This is a genomic window from Bombella apis (assembly GCF_018221685.1).
In the GTDB taxonomy this organism is placed as follows: Bacteria; Pseudomonadota; Alphaproteobacteria; order Acetobacterales; family Acetobacteraceae; genus Bombella; species Bombella apis.
Genome location: NZ_JAGJTM010000001.1, coordinates 116,093 through 134,796 on the forward strand (window position 1 = coordinate 116,093; position 18,704 = coordinate 134,796).

Sequence of the window (18,704 nt, forward strand, 5' to 3'; positions counted from 1 at the left end):
GTTACCGCCCTTCCATCTCCAGCCCTTTACCGTAATCATCAATAGGAACGTCCCAAACAGCACAAGCAAGATCCGCCAACCATTCAGCACGCTGATGAATGGAATTCTTATCCCATTTGTCAAATGGGTGCATGTGCAACACAGCCCGATCAATAGCCGTATCACCTATATCTGGTCTTTCAGAAATAATCCTCGTCAAAAGATAGCGGGATTTAGGATAAATACGCCTCTTCTGGGAAAATGGCTTATTACCCAGCGACATATTGATTGATTTCTCAACAAGAGCCAGATTTCCTATGGACGAAATTAACCTTGGATCATCCACTCCAAGTCCAAACTCTTTAAATACATCCCCATTTGAGTTTTTAGGCAAAATATGTTCCAGATGAACTTCTTTCGAATTACAATAATATGAGAGAGGATGATTACCTCCATACGCATTCTTATCGACATGCTGAGTCAATTTCCCCAGAACGTAATCAAACTGATATTTGGGAAGAGACCTGTCATCCATACCTTTGAAAGTGGCATAAAACTTGTTTGCATGCTTCCTTTTTTGCGCCTGAAACGTTTCTTTTGCAAAATTTCTATAGTCTTCCATGCTTTTCACCTTGGTAAGGCGAAGAGACCACCTAGCAAACAAGGCCTCAAACGTTCGAATTTCTTCCTTAACAAGGATACATACGAACAAGAACGACTCAATATCCCGACAAAGAACCGAAAAAATCTCAGATGAAAGATGACGCCCTGCAAGAAGAAGAACGAGATACTGCCTCGCAGACGTGTGCTTTCTATACAAAAAGGATATATTTTCCAGAGTATAGCTATCTTTCCCATAACGATCTTTCTTATTCAGGAAACCAGCATAAGCCTCCAAGGCCTCCCTTAACCGTTCTGTAAAAGCAACCGGGCTATTCTTTAAACCGATTTTTTCATCATTCTTTATGAGCCATTCGTATAATTCATCCTTTGCAAGCCTAGGCACGCCCCATGTTGAAAAAATAAAATATCTCAGAAAACGTAATGGCTTCTCATTGATTTTATACAAATCATCTACAATAGATTTCCAACACTCCTTCAGATCTTCAAAATCTCTCTCGTCTGCACTCATGAACAGAAGATTTTTCAAAAGATCCATGGCATTCAAACCAATGCCACGATCATTAATCGTTTCAAATATCTTTAAAGCCCGTCCAAAACTATCCGTATATATCTTTATCAATTTGACATTCTTTATCAGATATCCAAAAAACTTTTTAATTTCCTCCCGAGAATCTTCCAGATCATCCGATAAAAACTGCCTTACCGTGCTGTAAGCAACAGAAATGTTTTTTATGGATCTCGTTTCAGCCTTTTTTATTGGCTGCCCCTCTATCAGATCATTAAAAACATTTCCTGCATCTTTATACTGTGGCTCAAGGTGAGCTCGAAGACAGTCATTCCCATCCTGGTCCGTATCAACATCAACGATACTCTTTTTAATTCCCTCCAGACTATCTTCACCAAGGCTGGACAGTTTATCTCTGATGGCACAGAGAATAATAAAAAGTGTCGTAACCCTCTGTTGACCATCGATCAGATCATCAGCTCCTTGCCTGGTCTGACTGGGGCAAACAACCATCGATCCAATAAAATATTCAGAACTGCCCCCCTCCTGCTGTTCAGCACGTATGTCCTCAAGGAGCTGCCTCACCTGAATTTTTTCCCAGACATATTCACGCTGATAGCTGGGAACAATATAGAAATCCCGGAACAATTCTTTTACACTTACGTCTCTTGATTCAATCGCTGCCATAAAACCCACCCACGAACTGTGTTTTTTAATGAAAATTAAAAAACACAATTGATTGAATTTATCAAACCTGAATTTGCTGATCGAAATTTATTGATATACTTGCCCCCCTCATCATCAGGAGACCCCATGCACATCACCATGATTGGCGGCGGTTACGTCGGGCTGGTATCAGGGGCCTGCCTGGCGGCCTTCGGGGCGAATGTAACTGTCATCGAGCATGATCCTGCACGGCTGGACCGCCTGAAAACCGGAACCATGCCCATCTATGAACCCGGGCTTGAAGAGCTGGTTGCCGCACAGCGGCAGGCGGGACGGCTGGCCTTTTCTGGTGATCTGGCCACCGCCCTCCAGAAAAGCCGGGCCGTCTTCATCGCTGTGGGAACACCCACCCGCCGGGGCAGCGGCCATGCTGACCTGAGTTACGTCCATGCCGCCGCACGGGCCATTGCCACCCATGCCCCTGACGGCCTGCTGATCGTCACGAAATCCACCGTCCCGGTCGGGACAGGGCGGCAGGTCGCCGCCATCGTGCGGCAGGCCCGGCCCGACCTGACCTTTCACATCGCCTCCAATCCCGAATTCCTGCGGGAAGGCCACGCCATTGCCGACTTCATGCAGCCGGACCGCGTCATCATCGGGCTGGAAGAACAGCTGGGGGCCCCCTCCACCGCCCGCACCCTGCTGGAAACACTTTACGCCCCCCTGTCCGGGCCAGAGGGCCGTCTGCTCTTCATGGGGCTGGAAAGTGCGGAACTGACAAAATACGCCGCCAATGCCTTCCTCGCCATGAAGGTCACTTTCGCCAACGAGATGGCCGATCTCTGCGAGGCCACGGGCGGGCAGATCACCGACGTGACCCGGGGCATGGGGATGGACCCCCGCATCGGCCCCCATTTTCTCACACCCGGGCCAGGCTATGGTGGTTCCTGCTTCCCCAAAGATACGCAGGCTCTGGCAACCTCCGCACGACAGGCCGGAACCCCCACGCAGCTCATCGAAACCACCATCGCAGCCAATGAGGCCCGCAAACGCCGCCTTGCCGAGCGCATCCTTGCTCTGGCCGGGGGTGACATCACACGCTGTACCATCGCCGTACTGGGGCTCACCTTCAAGGCCCATACGGACGACATGCGGCAGGCCCCAGCCCTGACCATCCTCCCCCTGCTGCACGAGGCCGGTGCCACGCTGCGGGCCCATGACCCGCAGGGCATGGAGACAGCCTGCACCCTGCTGCCAAAAGGCATCACCTACACCGCCACCCCTCTTCAGGCCGCCGAGGGGGCTGACATGCTGCTGGTCCTGACAGAATGGCCCACCTTTGCCGCTCTCACCCCGGACCAGCTCGCCCCCCGGATGCGTGGCAGGCTCGTGCTGGACTACCGGCAGATATGGCGGAAAGATGAATGGCTGGAAGCCGGCTTCCATTATCACTGTCTGGGCAGCGCCCCCCTGCCGCCACATACCTGCCCATAAAGCGGGCTATCCTCATGCGGTCAGGCTGCCTATAATGGTAGCCATCAATGACGGAATCATGAACGGGGGCAGGCTGACAGGGCCTGCGCCCTGTCCGTTTCCGCAGGCGGTACAATCCTGCCATCTCTTGTAGCCGGGAGTTCCTGAGTGAACATGCGTAACGTCCAGACCTGTCTTTCCCTGTTGCTCGGGCGCGGCATGTGCCTTGGTGCCATGCTGGGTGGAACCCTGATGGCCAGCAGCGCTCTGGCAGCCGATGTGCGCACTCCCCTCCATGCGGACGAGCTGGACCTCAGCGTGCCCTGTGCGCAGGTCCATATCCGGGCTGATGCCGCCCTGAAAGACAGCGTGGTGGTCGAAGAGGCTACCGGCCTCACCCCGGATATTCAGACAACCCGGGACGGGACGGAAAGCCATATCCGCCTCGCCCTGCACAACTGCCCAAAAGGCGGACGGCTGACCCTGCACCTCTCCAGCGACACGGCGCTGACATTGCATGACAGCCCACAGGCCCACATCACCATCAGTGGCACACTCACCACGCTGGAAAGCAATCTGGATGATGCGTCCCTTCAGGTGGACCGTGTGGAATCGCTGGACATGTCCATCTCCGGCACGACACAGGCCCACATCCACCAGCTGAACCGTGCAGCACAGCTCAATGCCACAGGGGGGAGCCACCTTGAGGTGGATACCGCCCTTCTCTCCGCCTTTTCGGCCCAGATGTCCGACAGCAGCCATCTTTCCATTACCGAAGGGCAGATTGACAGCCTGACACTGAATGCCTCCCAGCAGGCAGATGCCTCCATCATGGCCACGGTCAACAATGCCAGCATCACCACCAGCGATGCTGCCAGCGTCACGCTCAGCAAGGTGACAGGCACCGTGCAGGATGGGGGAACAAAGCACATCACCCACGCCAGCCCGCCAGAGGCCACCCCGGCAAAACAGGCCGCAGGACCGGCACCTGCCGCCCAGCCCCCCCAGCCGGATGGCCAGGCACAGGGGCTGAACAATCCTGCCGTTCCCCATGTACCGAAGCAGGCTGCCGGAACATCCACCCCTCCTGCTGGAACAGCAGCCGGACAGACGGCGGGAACACCCGTCCGGCCCGCAGTGCCCGCTGTTGCGCCCCCCGCCACACCGGCAGCAACACCCCCTGCGTCCAGCCCCGTTCCACAGGCCCCCACCCCCGCACCACCGGCATTAGCTACATCCCAGCCTGCCCCACAGGCGCCGCAGGCAGGCACCCCGGCAGGGCCGCAGAACACACCATCGCAGTGACCGGCAGAGAACAAAGGCAGACCGTGTGAGAGCTCTATCCCTTCCCTTCATCTTTCTTGGCCGTGGCATACTGGGAGGCCTGCACCATGCCGGGGCCCTCAGCCTGTTCGCCCTGCGGGGGCTGGGAGGCATTTTCCGCCTGCCCGTTTACGGGCAGGTCATTCTGTCCTGCCTGGTCGAGATCGGCTTTCTCTCGCTACCTGTCGTGGCCCTGACAGCCATATTTTCCGGTGCCGTCATCGCTTTGCAGTCCTATAGCGGCTTCAGCCAGTACCATGCCCAGAATGCCGTTGGTGGCATCGTGGTCATGTCCATCACGAAAGAGCTGGGGCCAGTTCTGGCAGGCCTCATGGTGGCTGGCCGCATCGGGGCAGCCATTGCGGCACAGATCGGCTCCATGAGGGTCACAGACCAGATTGACGCCCTGAACACACTGGCAACCGATCCAATCAAATATCTCGTCACGCCCCGCCTGGTGGCAGGTATCCTGGCCCTGCCGTTCCTCGTCCTGATCGCCGACATCCTGGGCGTTGCCGGGGGCTTCATCGTTGCAGTGGGGAAGCTTGGCTTCAGCCCCGCACTCTACATTCATGCCACCCATGCCTCCCTGCACAGCCATGACGTACTGGTCGGACTGCTGAAGGCGGCTGTCTTTGGATTTCTCATCACCCTGCTGGGCTGTTACGAAGGCTACAACAGCCGGGGTGGAGCCGAGGGTGTCGGCCGGGCGGCGACAGCAACCGTCGTCGCCTCCTCCATCCTGATTCTCGCCTTTGACTACCTGCTGACGGATCTCTTCTTTACCGCATGATGACGTCTTCCTCCTCTTCCCGGACGGCAGCACCGTCTGGCCAGCCCCGCCTCCGCATCCGTGGCCTGAGAAAATCCTTCGGAGACCGGACAATCCTCAACGGGATTGATCTGGATGTGCCAGCCGGGAAATCCACAGTCATCATCGGAGGATCCGGCAACGGAAAGTCCCTGCTGTTACGCTGCATCCTGGGATTGATCGAGCCTGATGAAGGCACCATCGAGATTGATGGCGAGAACATCATCGGTGCCTCGCGCAGCCGACGTGAAACCCTGCTGAAACGGATCGGAATGCTGTTCCAGAATGCTGCGCTGTTTGACAGCATGAGCGTGATGGACAACGTCCTTTTCGGTCTCACTGCCAAGAGCCATGGCCGGCGCCGTGATCGGGCCACGCAGGAAAAGGAAGCCCTGCGCCTGCTGGAACAGGTCGGGCTGGGACCGCATGTGGCTCCGCTCAACCCGGCGGAGCTCTCCGGCGGCATGCAGAAACGTGTCGGACTGGCCCGTGCCCTGGCCGGACAACCGGACATCCTCTTCTTCGATGAACCCACGACCGGGCTGGACCCCATCATGTCCGCCGTAATCGATGGTCTCATCAGCAGCTGCGTCACCCAGCGGGGGGCCACGGCGCTGACCATCACCCATGACATGACCTCCGTCACCCGCATCGGCGACCATGCCGCCATGCTCTACGGGGGGAAGATCATCTGGCAGGGACCGGCCAATACGCTGATGCACAGTGGCAATCCGATTGTCGATCAGTTCACCCACGGGCGGCTGGACGGCCCGATCCCCACCAGTGGCATGACGGCCAACCCTGCGGAAAAACGCTGACATGGCCCGGAAACCTGCCAGCCTGTTCGTCTGCCAGAACTGCCAGGCCCAATACCCCAAATGGACAGGCCGCTGCGAACAGTGCGGCGAGTGGAACACTCTGGAGGAAGAAACCAGAACCGCCACCCCCAGCCGTAGCGCCACCACACGAAAAGGTGCGGGCCTGAAAACGACACGGCTGGATGGCAAGGCCACCCCTCCGGCCCGGCTGGACACGAACATGGCGGAGCTGAACCGGGTGCTGGGCAGCGGGCTTGTGCCCGGCTCGGTCGTGCTGGTGGGCGGAGACCCGGGCATCGGCAAATCCACCCTCATGCTCCAGATGACCTGCGCTCTCGCCAGAGCGCAGCACAATGTCCTCTATGTCTCCGGGGAAGAGGCCATCGACCAGATCCGCCTGCGGGCACGGCGGCTGGAACTGGACCGTGACCCCAAGGCGCTGGACCAGCTGGAGCTGGCCGCCTCCATCAATGTCAATGACATCACGGCCTCGCTGGAAGAAAGACGGGCTTTTCAGGTCGTCGTCATCGACTCCATCCAGACCATGTGGCTGGAAGGCGTGGCCAGTGCCCCCGGCTCGGTCTCGCAGGTCCGCAGCTGTGCCTTCGAGCTGATCCGTCTGGCCAAGACACTGGGGTTTGTCCTCATTCTCATCGGCCATGTCACGAAAGAAGGAGCCCTTGCCGGCCCCCGTGTGCTGGAACATATGGTCGATGCCGTGCTGTATTTTGAAGGTGACCGGGGCCATCAATTCCGCATTCTCCGGGCAGCCAAGAACCGTTTCGGAGCCACGGACGAGATCGGCGTCTTCGCCATGACCGATACCGGCCTGCGGGAAGTACCCAACCCTTCCGCCCTGTTTCTGGCCGAACGGCATGGCAATATTGCCGGTTCTGCCGTTTTTGCCGGGCTGGAGGGAACACGCCCCATCCTGCTGGAGGTGCAGGTCCTGCTTTCTGCCAAAAGTGGTGATGGAGCCGCCCGCCGTGCCGTACTGGGCTGGGACAGCTCCCGACTGAACATGGTTCTGGCCGTGCTGGAGGCGCGCTGCGGACTGAAACTAGGCAGCCTGGATGTCCACCTCAACATCACCGGCGGGCTGAAGGTCACCGAACCGGCTGCCGACCTTGCCGTAGCCGCAGCCCTGATCTCCGCCGCCACGGGCCAGCCCACTGCCCCTGATGAAGCCTATTTTGGCGAGATCGGTCTTTCCGGAGAAGTCCGGCAGGTCAGCCAGACAGGCATCAGGCTGAAAGAAATTGCCAAGCTGGGCTTCCGGCAGGCAGTCATCCCCCGCCATGTAGGCACCGCCAACGCCCGCCCCAAAGCCCCTCACGCCCTCACCATTGCTGAAACGGGACATCTGAGCGACCTCGTCCGCCGCTTTTCCCCGGCTGGAAAAGATTAAATCATCTTTATTGTCTTGACCGGCCCGCCAGCAATTCTGAAACATGATGGGTAGTTCCTCCATCTGTTCACAAGAGAGGCCGCATGACCATCTCTTCTCCCCCTCCGCAGCCGGACGATAAAAAGCGTTTTGCCGCCCACCACGTCCGCTTTCCCCATATCCACCTGCCTCATATCCGGTTTTCCCACCGGGAACTGGTGGACCGCCCCTTGGCTGGCAAACCTCACCCTGACCAGCCCCTCCACTGGAAACTGTATGCCATGGAGGCCATCGCCACGGCCATCATGCTGACCATCGGCATCAGCACGACCACCATCCTGGCGTCAGACCGGTCCCCCTTTGCGGCCATGCTGGCCCCGCATCCCATCATCCGCTCTGTCCTGATCGGCCTGTTCTTCGGGCTGGCAGGGACAGTCGCCACACTGTCCCCCTTCGGCAAGGTCAGCGGTGCACATCTCAACCCCTCCGTGACGCTGGCCTTCTTCCTGACGAAGAAAATCCGTTGGCCAGATGCGCTGGGTTATCTCGGGGCACAACTTGTCGGGGCCTTCAGCGGGACACTCATTTCCTGCCTGGGGATCAGCCTGCTGCTGCCTTTCTGGCAGCCCATGGTCAGCCAGATCAATTATGCCGGAACATTCCCTTCCAGCAATTACGGCCTCGGCCTTGCCGCCCTGATGGAAGCCATCGCCACGGCGGGACTGATCATGATCATCTATTTCACGGCCTCACGCCCGAAATTGCAGCATCTGACGACATGGATCTGCGCCTTCTATTTTGCCGTCACCAACCCGTTGATTGCCGGGTTCTCCGGCAACAGCACGAATTTCATGCGGACACTGGCCCCCGATACACTGGCCCATAACCTGCATGGTGTGTGGATCTATCTTGTCGGCCCCTTCATTGGCTCTGCACTGGCACTCCAGCTTGCCCGCATGCTCTTCTCCATGCATGGGCTGAAAGAGGCCCGGATCGTCAATTTCGGCCATCACGGGCGTGTTCCCCGCTACACGGCACCTGAAGCCACCGGCCCCTCACCGGAAGAGCTCAAACGGCAGGACAGAAAGAAAAACTGACAGAAACGGGAGCGAAAGCAGAAGCCCCGTCTCTTACCCTTCCGGCTCCCCGTCCAGCACCCGGACGGGTTCCTGCCCCCGTGTCAGGTCCCGCAACCAGGCCTCCACGGCCATGCGCTCCTGCACGGGGACAGCCAGCTCCATCGTGGCACCAGCCGCTCCAAAATCGCAGCGCCGTGTTTCCACATTCCAGCCCGGCAGTTTGGCTTCCACCTCAGCAAAAACGGGAAAGGGGCAATGAAAGCCAAGGCGGATACGCTCCACCCGCTCGATCCTGGCGGCCTCCCGCAGGCAGGCCGCTGCCGCACCGCCATAGGCCCGGACCAGACCACCGGCCCCCAGCTTGATGCCTCCAAACCAGCGGGTCACGACCACCATGACCCCGTCAAAGTCCTGCCCTTCTATGGCTGAAAGAATCGGACGGCCCGCCGTACCGGATGGCTCGCCATCGTCACTGACACGATACCGCCCTCCCACACGGAAGGCCCAGCAGTTATGGGTGGCATCCGGCACGGCCACCTCTGCCAGAAAGGCCATCGCTCCTGCCTCGTCCTCCACAGGGGCGGCCAGAGTCCGGAACACGCTATGGCGGATGATGCTTTCATGCTCGGCAATGCCGTCCAATGTCCAGGTCATGCCGCCCATTCTGCCGTAGAATACTCCTGCTGTCAGCCAGAAAGCCTGCACGGGCACAAGAACACCACCACGGACCGGGCAGCCATGCGCCCTCCCCTTCATTCCCTCGCCACCTCATGCAGGGGATAGAAAAAAGCCCCCCTTCAGGCTAGTAATTCCTGTGCGCATGGTATCCGCAGGGACGGTCCCTCCGCCCCGAATGGCCAGAAAACGCCATCCGTCATGCGTCCCGGCAGGGGCCTCCCGGCTGCCCTGCCAGGTTCCTTCCGGTCCGGCCGAGACGCCTTCTGGCCCCGGCCTTTCTGTTATATGCAGGGTGCCTGCACGGTCACAAAGAGGTCAGTTTTCCCCATGCTTTCCACTCTGACAAGCCGCCTCAATGCGTTCTGCGGCCGTCATGTCACCCTTGTCCTGACCATCTTCATGCTCCTCTGCGTGGGATCAGCCTGGCTGAGCATGACCCAGCTGGGCATCACGACAGAGACGGACAGGCTGTTTGCCGACACGCTGCCATGGAAGCAGAAAAACCGTCAGATAGAGAGCCTCTTCCCCGGCGAGAAGAACACCCTCGTCGCCATCATCAGCGCTGCCACGCCGGAAGAAGGCCGGGAAACCGCCAATGCCCTTACGGCTGTCCTTTCCCGGGACACGACCCATTTCGACCGGGTGGACCAGCCGGATGCCAACCCTTTCTACACCCGGAATGCCTTCCTCTTCATCGATACGAAGCAGCTGGAACCGCTGATGGATTCCACCATTGCTGCACAGCCCTTCCTTGGCATGTTGGCAGCAGACCCCTCGGCCCGTGGGCTGTTTGGCACATTCAGCCTCATGGCCACGGCCATACGCAGCAATCAGCCCATCCCTGCCAGTTTCAATACCGCTCTTGATGGCCTGACACGGACCCTCAACGATGGTCTTGCTGGCCATGCTGTTCCTCTTTCATGGGAAAAGCTGCTGGCCGGTGGCCTGAGCGACCTAGGCAGCCATTACCAGTTTGTCGTCACCCACCCGAAACCTGACTTCACCTCCTTCGAACCGTCCGAAGCCGCTACGGCGGCCATGCGGACCGCACTGGACAGCCTGCCTACTGTAAAGGCTGGTCGGGCCCATGCGCTCATCACCGGAGAAGCCAAGCTGAGTGATGAAGAATTCTCCACCGTGGCCCAGGGCATGATCATCGGGCTGTTCATCTCCCTCGCCCTTGTCACGCTCTGGCTCCTGCTGGCCGTCCGCTCGCTGCGGGTGGTCATTCCCATCCTCCTCACGCTCATCATCGGGCTGCTGCTGACAACCGGCTTTGCCACACTGGCCGTTGGTACCCTCAACATGATCTCCGTGGCCTTTGCCATCCTGTTTGTCGGCATTGCCGTGGATTTTGCCATCCAGTTCGGCGTGCGTTTCCGCTGCCAGAAGGATGAACAGGGGCGGCCTCTCTCCCCCCTCGCCGCACTGGACCGCACAGGCCTGGAAAGTGGCGGCCAAATATTTGTTGCCTCTCTGGCCACCGCAGCGGGCTTTCTTGCCTTCACGCCCACCAATTTTGTCGGCGTGGCCCAGCTGGGGCTGATTGCCGGTGGCGGCATGGTGATCGCTTTCATCTGCACGCTGACGCTGCTGCCTGCCCTGCTGCGATTCTTCCGGGCCATGCCGGGGGACAACCTCCGGGGCTTCACCTGTCTTGAACCACTGGACAGGGCCCTGCACCGTTTCCGCCTGCCCGTACTGGCCATCTTTGCCGTGCTGGGGCTCATCGGAGCCGGGCTGGCGCCATCCCTCATGTTTGATGCCGACCCGCTCCATACCAAAAATCCCAATACGGAAGGCATGAAGGCCCTGAGCCTGCTTGAGGAGAACCCTCTCACCACACCCTACAATGCCCAGGTGCTTGTCCCCGACACGGCAACGGCAGGCCGGCTGGCCGCCGCTCTTGGCAAGCTGGACAGCGTGCATGATGTTCTCTGGCTGGGAGCTCTGGTCCCGGACGATCAGGAAACGAAACTCCAGCTGATTCATGAAGCTGCCGACATCCTGCTGCCCACGCTTTCCGTTGCCCATCCGGCACCGCCCCCTTCGGCAGCGGACCTCCGGGCAGCAGCTCTCAAAGCGGCACATGATTTTGATGGGCTGGATGACAGGCTTTCCCCTTCCCTGAAAGCCCTTCATGCAGCGCTGGAACACCTCTCCACAGCACCCGATGCCACGCTGATGGCCACCAATGAAGCCCTGACACGCTTCCTGCCGGGAGAGCTGAGCCAGCTGAAGGCGCTGCTCGCCCCGTCCCCCATCACCCTTGATACCATCCCCAAAGACATACGCAGCGACTATATTGCCTCCACAGGGGCTTACCGGCTGATCATCCACCCCAATGGGCGCATGTCCGAAACGAAAACACTCCACCATTTCGTGCATGAGCTGGAAAGCGTAACCCCGGACATCTGCGGCCCTGCGCTGGAGATCATCGCCAGTGCGCAGACCATCACACACGCCTTCATCACGGCGGCCCTGTGTGCCATCGTGGCCATCGCGCTGATCCTCTTCGCCACGCTGCGCCGCCTGCTGGATACGCTGCTTGTCCTGCTTCCGCTGCTGCTTTCCTCCCTGCTGACCGTCATTCTGATCATCACGGTGCCGGAGCAGCTCAATTACGCCAACATCATCGCCCTGCCGCTGCTGCTGGGCGTTGGTGTTTCCTTCAACATCTATTTTGTCATGAACTGGCGTGCGGGCCTTCAGAACCAGCTTTCATCCCCAACAGCCCGGGCCGTGCTGTTTTCTGCCCTGACAACCGGCTCCGCCTTCGGCTCACTGGCAGCTTCAGCCCATCCGGGGACAGCCAGCATGGGCCGGCTGCTGCTGCTCTCTCTTGGCTGTACGCTGGTCTGCACCCTTCTGTTCATCCCGGCCCTGCTGCCACGCCACCGAACGACAAAAGACTGACCGGCTGAAAGGTGAACATCCTCACCTTCTGCTGGATCATCCCTGACACCTGCCCATGCTGGCAGATGTCAGGGGCTCACCGTTCCGTGAAAAAAGTCAAGTGAATCTTATATGAAAATCACAGAGAAAAGGAAATCCTATAAATAAATAGGTAATAAAATTTCCCCCTACCCTTCTTTTTCAGGGCAGGACATCTGATCAACATCAATGAATAATCCACTGTTTTATAATGATAATCTCAAGAAAAAACCACGGATGGAGCAGGTCCGTTTTTTTCGTCTGAAAGGTTTTTCATGTTATTGTAAAAGGTTTATTCTGTAAGAACCTTTTGCACATTCTTGCCTTAAATCAATGTTGAGGAGCATTTTTTCCCGTCTTCTTCCGCTCAGCAATTCACAGACGAGCCTGACAGAAGACAATGAGACATTTCTCCCTCTCCCGCACCATCCTATGTACCACACTTCTGGCAACAGGTTTCGGCACTGCTTTTTCCTCCGCTCATGCTGAAACCTCCACACTGGATGCACCACAACAGCGCAGCATTCTGGACCGCATCATGCACACGGCTCCCGGTGGTTGCCCCAAGGATGACGGAAAAACCACCCCCAACCCCTACGGCGTCTGGGCACGGGGCGATGGCAGCGAGACGGGCTTCGGCCCGGTCTCCCAGTATGGCACACCCGCCGGGATGGACAGCATCAGTACCCCCGGGAAAGGCATCTGCGACAGGGGCGATCCCTTCGATTCCTACAAACACATGAAGCTGAATGACAGCGGGTCCATCTGGCTCAGCCTTGCTGGGGAAACACGCCTCAACAACTGGTATGACAAACGCCCCGTTTTCGGTGCGGCCATCGACCCCACCACCTCCATGAAGGCACGGCCCTTCAATTCAGGCCGCTTTGCCGTCCGCAACCTCTGGAGTGCCGACCTGCATCTAGGCCAGCACGTGCGCTTCTTCGGCCAGCTCATCAATGCCGATGCTGGCGGGTGGCATGGATACAGCTATGACGGTACGTTCCGCAAAAACCTGGACCTGCAACAGGCTTTTGTGGAACTCAGCGGGAAGGCTGCGGGGGGGCATGGCGGCTTCATTTTCGGTCGCCAGCAGTTCCTGGATGCCCCGGATTACATGATCGGCAACCGTGACGTGCTGAACGTGCCGCTCAGCTGGGATGGTTTCCGCATCTATGAACACTGGAACCGGGTCCGTTTTGACGGCTTCTACTTCATCAACACAAAAAACAACCATACGGACAGCTTCCGTGGCGGCAATTCCCTCTTCCACGACACGCTGGATTACAAGACACGGCTGTACGGGGCCAATGTCACCATCGCTCCGCCTGATTTCCACTTTCTCGGCGAGAAGGGCTATTCTTTCATCAACCTTTTCTATTACGGTTATGAAATAAATGGCGGCCCTGCCCAGCAGACCGTGATGTACAACGCCTCCGCCCTCGGCCACACGAAGCGCAACAATTTCGGCCTGCGCTGGCATGGTGAGGCCGGTCCCATCAGCTTCTCTTTCGGCGGGGCCTACCAGCAGGGCACGTTCTACCAGTCCTACAACAGGGCCAACCATTATGACCGCATGAACCGCAACGTGAATGCCTGGTCCATGAACGGTACGGTGGATTACCACTTCCGCCATGTCATGTGGCATCCGACCATTGGTGTGCAGGGTGATGCCTATTCCGGCGGTGGTGCCCGTGGAACGACCGGCAGCGTGAACACCTACATCGAGCCCTTTGGTGTGAACACCAACTATCTGGACCCGACCAACTACCTGACCGGCCAGAACCTGATCGACTTCGCCCCCAAGGCCAGCTTCTCACCCACCAGCTACCTGACCTTCCAGCTGAAGCTGCCCATCTACTGGCGTTACAGCACAGGGGATGACACCTATTCCATCTATGGCCGCAACATCTTCCAGCGGCAGTTCACCTCCGGCATGTTCAACTCCTACAATCATGATTCCTTTGTCGGCATTGCTCCGCAGATGGCCGCCAGCCTGCGCCTCGGCCCGCATCTGACATGGGATCACCACGTCGTCCGCTTCCTCACCTCCCATGCCATGCATCAGGTTGGTGCCCGCGACGCAACCTACTATCAGTCCTCCCTGACACTGACCTACTGAGCACCGGCGTCACACGCCCTTTCCCAGATCGCCCCTGCCGTGATGCCACGCAGGGGCGATCTGCGTTCCCACCTCTCGGGAATGGCATTTGCATCCCTGTGACAATGAGTCCATAATCAGTCCTTCATTGGTCCTGTTTTATCACTACCAGAAGGGTCCGCCATGCAGGCTGTCTTTCGCAACGCCATGAGCCGCCTTGGCTCCCCTGTCGTTCTTGTCACGACTGATGGTCCAGCAGGCCGACATGGGCTGACTGTCTCTGCCATTACCAGCGTGACGGACACGCCTCCCACCGTTCTGGTCTGCCTGAACCGCAGCAACCAGTCCCATAGGGCCTTTCTGGAAAATGGCAGGCTGGGCATCAGCATTCTCGGCAAGGGGCATGACACTCTTGCCTGCGCTTTCGCCAACAGCACCCTTTCTTCTACAGACCGTTTCGGTTACGGAACATGGCAGACTGGTCCGCTTGGCTCACCGCTTCTGGATGGTGCCCTTGCCACGCTCGACTGTACGATAGACGATACCCACAGCATCGGCACACATGACGTGCTGATCTGCCGTGTGCATACCATCACCGTCAAAGACGGAGCTGGTCACGGTCTGACATGGTTCGACCGCAGCTTCCATTATCTGCCCCCGAAATGCACACCCTGCTGACACGCTTCAGAAAAGGGCATCTCCCAGCAGCTTGATGTTCAGTCCGACAATCACCAGCACAACCAGCCAGGACAGCACAGCCAGAAGCGGGGAAAGATGGAATCGCCCCATATGCTTCCGGCTGGACACGAACCAGACCAGCGGAACCATGGCGAAGGGCAGCTGCATGGACAGCACGACCTGACTGAACACCAGCAGGTCACCCACCTTGCCCTGCCCGAAAATGGCGATCACGACAATGACGGGCAGAACAGCCAGCCCCCGGGTCAGCAGACGCCGTGCCCAGTAGGGCAGACGAAGATGCAGGAAGCCTTCCATGACAATCTGCCCGGCCAGCGTCCCCGTCACGGTGGAGTTGGTACCCGCAGCAAGCAGGGCTACGGCAAACAGTGTGGAGGCCAGCCCGAACCCCAGCACGGGGGAGAGGAGCTTCCACGCATCGCTGATCTCCGCCACGTCCTGATGCCCCGTGCCATGGAACGCCGCTGCTGCCACGATCAGGATGGCTGCATTGATGAAGAGGGCAAGCGTCAGGGCCAGTGTACTGTCCCATGTAGCCCAGCGCAGCGCATCCTCCCGCCCTTCATCCGTGCGGGTATAGGTACGGCTTTTGACCAGCGAAGAATGAAGATAAAGGTTGTGGGGCATGACAGTCGCCCCGATGATGCCTATGGCCACATAGAGCATACCCGGATTGGTAAAAACCTCTGACGAGGGGAGAAACCCTTTCAGCACCGCTCCAACAGGCGGGGCCGCTGCGACAAGCTGCACACCAAAACAGACAGCAATGATCCCCAGCAGGGTGATGACGAAAGCTTCCAACGCTCTCATGCCCCGCCGCATGAGCAGCAGGACAATGAACACGTCCAGCACGGAAATCAGCGTTCCGGCCATGATGGAGATGCCGAACAGCAGATTCAGGGCCACAGCCGTGCCGATGACCTCCGCCAGATCACAGGCGATGATGGCCAGTTCACAGGTCAACCAGAGAGGCAGGCTCAGCCCCCGGGGCAGCCAGTCCCGGCAGGCCTGTGCAAGGTCTTTCCCCGTGACGATCCCCAGCCGGGCGGCAAGGGCCTGAAGCAGGACGGCCATGATGTTGGCCAGCAGAATGACGGACAGCAGCCGATAACCGAACTGGGCCCCGCCCTGGAGGTCGGTCGCCCAGTTGCCGGGGTCCATGTACCCCACGGCCACCATGTAGCCCGGCCCCACGAACGCCAGAAACCGGCGGAACCAGAAGCTCGCCCTTTCCGGCACTGTGACGGCACCGTGTCCGGCATCCCCCACAGGCATGGCAGCATCAGCCTCTTTCACGGTTCCGCCCCTCCCGTCATCCGCACCTGCCTAGCTCAGGCATCGGCCTTGTCCTTGAACCACACCTCAACCGGGCCAGTCAGCTTCAGTGTCATGGGCCGACCACGACGGTCCAGCGTCCGCCCGACGGACACACGGATCCAGCCTTCACTGATGCAATATTCCTCAACATTGGTCTTCTCTTCCCCCCTGAAGCGGACCCCAATACCACGGAGCAGAATCTCCTCATTGAAGTACGGGCTGTCCGGGTAGATCGAGAGACGATCAGGAACTGTATCACTCATCCGTCAATTCATCCTTTTACAGAGTATTGCCACACCACCACGGCACGCTTCTGGTGATGATGATCCTCCTCCATAACAGGCAACCAGCCAAAAAGAACCCCCCAATATGATACGGGCCGCCCCCCCCCCTCAGGGATGGACGGCCCGTCCTCATATCTGACAACCGGACAATCAGACGACTTCAAACATCGCTTCAACCTCAACTGGCGCATTCAGCGGCAGGCTGGGCACCCCGACGGTGGAGCGGGCATGCTGCCCGACTTCCCCGGCGAAAACCTCCGCTGCCAGATCAGACGCCCCGTTCATCACGGCAGCATGATCGGTAAAGTCCGGCGTGCAGGCCATGAAGCCCCCAAGACGCACGACACGGCGCACCCGGGACAGATCACCATTCAGGGCCGTGTTCAGCTGGGCCAGAATGTTGATGAAACAGGCCCGGGCACAGGCCGTCCCCGCCTGATTGGAGACCTCGGCCCCCAGTTTGCCGGTAATCAGCAGCTTGCCATCCACCAGCGGCAGCTGCCCCGACACGACCAGCAGATTCCCCGTCCGCACGACCGGCAGATAATTGGCAACCGGGGCTGCCGCCACGGGCAATTCGATGTTCAGTGCGGCAAGGCGGCTTTCTGGTGTGGACATGATGATCTTCCTTTCCTGTTCATCACTTCATTGAATGGGCTGACCGTCACACTGCGCCGTAAAGAAAGCCTTGCCAAGAGGAAGAGACGGGAAACACCCTTCATCCCGCTGCACGATCCAGTGCCTGAGCCAGATCAGCCAGAATATCCTCGGGATGTTCCAGCCCGACAGACAGACGGACATAGCCCGGCGACACACCAGCCGCCTTCTGTTCCGCCTCGCTCAGCTGTGCATGTGTGGTGGACGCCGGATGGATGGCCAGACTCCGGGCATCCCCAATATTCGCCACATGATAGAAAAGCTCCAGCGCATCAATGAAACGCTGACCCGCTTCCCGGCCACCGGGCAGCTCGAATCCGACAAGTCCACCCAGTCCTCCTTTCAGGACGGCTTCGGCCCGCTGGCGGGCCTCCCCCTCCTGCACGGCAGGATGGATCACACGCTCCACATCACGACGCGCCTGCAGGAACTCCACCACCTTCAACGCATTCTCGCAATGGCGGGGCATCCGCAGGGGCAACGTCTCCACACCCTGAATGAGCTGGAACGCATTGAAAGGCGACAGAGCCGCCCCGCCATCCCGCAGCAGCACGGCCCGGGCCCGCAGCGCATAGGCCACCGGCCCCAGCGGGCGGGCGGCCTCCGTCCAGATGGCACCATGATAGCTGGGGTCAGGCCGTGTCAGCAGTGGATGACGCTGCCCCCAGTCAAACTGGCCACCATCAATGATCAGCCCGCCAATGGATGTCCCATGCCCGCCAATATATTTGGTGGCCGAATAAACCGTAATGGCAGCCCCCTGCTCCAGCGGGCGGGCCAGCAGAGGGGCTGCGGTATTATCCACAATCAGCGGAATCCCCTGCGCCCGCCCCGCCTTGGCAATGGCCGCCATGGGCGGCACAACCAGCTTGGGATTCGGCAGGGTTTCCAGATACCAGGCCCGTGTCCGCTCATCGCTGGCCGCCTCAAAAGCAGCCGGGTCAGAGGGGTCCACGAAACGGACCTCCACACCCATGTTCTTCAGCGTATGGGCAAACAGATTCCATGTTCCGCCATACAGGTCCGTCCCGCTGACAATATTGTCCCCTGCTTCTGCCAGTGTCTGTATCGCCACGGTTGCCGCCGCCTGGCCGGACGCCACAGCTACGGAGGCCGCACCTCCCTCCAGCGCCGCCATGCGTTTTTCAAACACATCCACGGTCGGATTGGTCAGGCGGGAATAGATCATGCCCACATCCTTCAGCGCAAAACGGTCCGCAGCCTGCTGGCTGCTCTCGAACTGATAGGATGTTGTCTGATGGATGGGTGGCACGACCGATCCCGTTACCGGGTCTGCCCGCCAGCCTGCATGAAGGGCCAGTGTTTCAGGGTGCTGTATCTTCCGGACCATTGGAGCGTCTCCTTGCGTGCA

The 18,704-nt window shown here is 58.9% G+C and carries 15 protein-coding genes; 9 read left to right on the plus strand and 6 right to left on the minus strand.

Going from position 1 to position 18,704, the window contains the following annotated elements; all coding sequences use genetic code 11:
- Position 1: 1 nt before the first annotated feature.
- Entirely contained in the window at positions 2–1,795 is a 1,794-nt protein-coding gene (locus tag J8Z04_RS00495; RefSeq protein WP_081562391.1) for a DUF262 domain-containing protein, read from the minus strand.
- Positions 1,796–1,921: 126 nt separating this feature from the next.
- Between J8Z04_RS00495 and J8Z04_RS00500 the strand changes: the two genes are divergently transcribed.
- From J8Z04_RS00500 to J8Z04_RS00525, 6 genes are all read left to right on the plus strand, one after another.
- Positions 1,922–3,268, plus strand: a complete 1,347-nt coding sequence (locus tag J8Z04_RS00500; RefSeq protein ID WP_192848704.1) for a UDP-glucose dehydrogenase family protein — start codon at positions 1,922–1,924, stop codon at positions 3,266–3,268.
- Positions 3,269–3,421: 153 nt separating this feature from the next.
- Entirely contained in the window at positions 3,422–4,552 is a 1,131-nt protein-coding gene (locus J8Z04_RS00505) for a hypothetical protein (protein ID WP_192848703.1), read from the plus strand.
- A gap of 25 nt (positions 4,553–4,577) precedes the next feature.
- Positions 4,578–5,363 carry an MlaE family ABC transporter permease gene (locus tag J8Z04_RS00510; protein WP_043559016.1) on the plus strand — a complete coding sequence of 262 codons (786 nt, stop codon included), beginning with the start codon at positions 4,578–4,580 and terminating at the stop codon, positions 5,361–5,363.
- Positions 5,363–6,199, plus strand: coding sequence for an ABC transporter ATP-binding protein (locus J8Z04_RS00515; RefSeq protein WP_192848750.1), 837 nt, complete (start codon positions 5,363–5,365; stop codon positions 6,197–6,199). The genes J8Z04_RS00510 and J8Z04_RS00515 overlap by 1 nt, the downstream gene beginning before the upstream one ends.
- A gap of 1 nt (position 6,200) precedes the next feature.
- Entirely contained in the window at positions 6,201–7,607 is a 1,407-nt protein-coding gene (gene radA, locus J8Z04_RS00520; protein ID WP_043559018.1) for a DNA repair protein RadA, read from the plus strand.
- 83 nt (positions 7,608–7,690) lie between these two features.
- Positions 7,691–8,683 (plus strand): MIP/aquaporin family protein, encoded by a 993-nt coding sequence (locus J8Z04_RS00525; RefSeq protein ID WP_081562395.1) that lies wholly within the window; start codon positions 7,691–7,693, stop codon positions 8,681–8,683.
- A gap of 33 nt (positions 8,684–8,716) precedes the next feature.
- On the opposite strand, the gene J8Z04_RS00530 is transcribed toward J8Z04_RS00525, so the two are convergent.
- Entirely contained in the window at positions 8,717–9,328 is a 612-nt protein-coding gene (locus J8Z04_RS00530; RefSeq protein WP_043559417.1) for an IMPACT family protein, read from the minus strand.
- A gap of 342 nt (positions 9,329–9,670) precedes the next feature.
- Here J8Z04_RS00530 and J8Z04_RS00535 point away from each other — a divergent pair, with 342 nt between their 5' ends.
- From J8Z04_RS00535 to J8Z04_RS00545, 3 genes are all read left to right on the plus strand, one after another.
- Positions 9,671–12,259 (plus strand): MMPL family transporter, encoded by a 2,589-nt coding sequence (locus J8Z04_RS00535; RefSeq protein WP_086431646.1) that lies wholly within the window; start codon positions 9,671–9,673, stop codon positions 12,257–12,259.
- 418 nt (positions 12,260–12,677) lie between these two features.
- Complete coding sequence (locus tag J8Z04_RS00540; RefSeq protein ID WP_192848702.1) at positions 12,678–14,396, plus strand: alginate export family protein; 1,719 nt, start codon at positions 12,678–12,680, stop codon at positions 14,394–14,396.
- A 162-nt stretch (positions 14,397–14,558) separates the two neighbouring features.
- On the plus strand, positions 14,559–15,053 hold the full coding sequence (locus J8Z04_RS00545; protein ID WP_192848701.1) for a flavin reductase: 495 nt from the start codon (positions 14,559–14,561) through the stop codon (positions 15,051–15,053).
- A 6-nt stretch (positions 15,054–15,059) separates the two neighbouring features.
- Here the strand turns inward: J8Z04_RS00545 and J8Z04_RS00550 are convergent, their stop codons facing one another.
- The 4 genes from J8Z04_RS00550 to J8Z04_RS00565 form a co-directional block, all read right to left on the minus strand.
- On the minus strand, positions 15,060–16,349 hold the full coding sequence (locus J8Z04_RS00550) for an Nramp family divalent metal transporter (RefSeq protein WP_081563321.1): 1,290 nt from the start codon (positions 16,347–16,349) through the stop codon (positions 15,060–15,062).
- Between the two features lie 56 nt (positions 16,350–16,405).
- Positions 16,406–16,654: a DUF3297 family protein gene (locus J8Z04_RS00555; RefSeq protein WP_043559024.1), complete on the minus strand. Its 249-nt coding sequence runs from the start codon at positions 16,652–16,654 to the stop codon at positions 16,406–16,408.
- 171 nt (positions 16,655–16,825) lie between these two features.
- Complete coding sequence (locus J8Z04_RS00560) at positions 16,826–17,296, minus strand: RidA family protein (protein WP_086431576.1); 471 nt, start codon at positions 17,294–17,296, stop codon at positions 16,826–16,828.
- 97 nt (positions 17,297–17,393) lie between these two features.
- Positions 17,394–18,683: an O-acetylhomoserine aminocarboxypropyltransferase/cysteine synthase family protein gene (locus J8Z04_RS00565; RefSeq protein WP_192848700.1), complete on the minus strand. Its 1,290-nt coding sequence runs from the start codon at positions 18,681–18,683 to the stop codon at positions 17,394–17,396.
- Positions 18,684–18,704 lie beyond the last annotated feature (21 nt).

Coding starts and splice junctions, on each gene's coding strand:
- J8Z04_RS00495 (WP_081562391.1), bottom strand. CDS start 1,795: ATGGCAGCGATTGAATCAAGAGACGTAAGTGTAAAAGAATTGTTCCGG.
- J8Z04_RS00500 (WP_192848704.1), top strand. CDS start 1,922: ATGCACATCACCATGATTGGCGGCGGTTACGTCGGGCTGGTATCAGGG.
- J8Z04_RS00505 (WP_192848703.1), top strand. CDS start 3,422: ATGCGTAACGTCCAGACCTGTCTTTCCCTGTTGCTCGGGCGCGGCATG.
- J8Z04_RS00515 (WP_192848750.1), top strand. CDS start 5,363: ATGACGTCTTCCTCCTCTTCCCGGACGGCAGCACCGTCTGGCCAGCCC.
- radA (WP_043559018.1), top strand. CDS start 6,201: ATGGCCCGGAAACCTGCCAGCCTGTTCGTCTGCCAGAACTGCCAGGCC.
- J8Z04_RS00525 (WP_081562395.1), top strand. CDS start 7,691: ATGACCATCTCTTCTCCCCCTCCGCAGCCGGACGATAAAAAGCGTTTT.
- J8Z04_RS00530 (WP_043559417.1), bottom strand. CDS start 9,328: ATGGGCGGCATGACCTGGACATTGGACGGCATTGCCGAGCATGAAAGC.
- J8Z04_RS00535 (WP_086431646.1), top strand. CDS start 9,671: ATGCTTTCCACTCTGACAAGCCGCCTCAATGCGTTCTGCGGCCGTCAT.
- J8Z04_RS00540 (WP_192848702.1), top strand. CDS start 12,678: ATGAGACATTTCTCCCTCTCCCGCACCATCCTATGTACCACACTTCTG.
- J8Z04_RS00545 (WP_192848701.1), top strand. CDS start 14,559: ATGCAGGCTGTCTTTCGCAACGCCATGAGCCGCCTTGGCTCCCCTGTC.
- J8Z04_RS00550 (WP_081563321.1), bottom strand. CDS start 16,349: ATGCCTGTGGGGGATGCCGGACACGGTGCCGTCACAGTGCCGGAAAGG.
- J8Z04_RS00555 (WP_043559024.1), bottom strand. CDS start 16,654: ATGAGTGATACAGTTCCTGATCGTCTCTCGATCTACCCGGACAGCCCG.
- J8Z04_RS00565 (WP_192848700.1), bottom strand. CDS start 18,683: ATGGTCCGGAAGATACAGCACCCTGAAACACTGGCCCTTCATGCAGGC.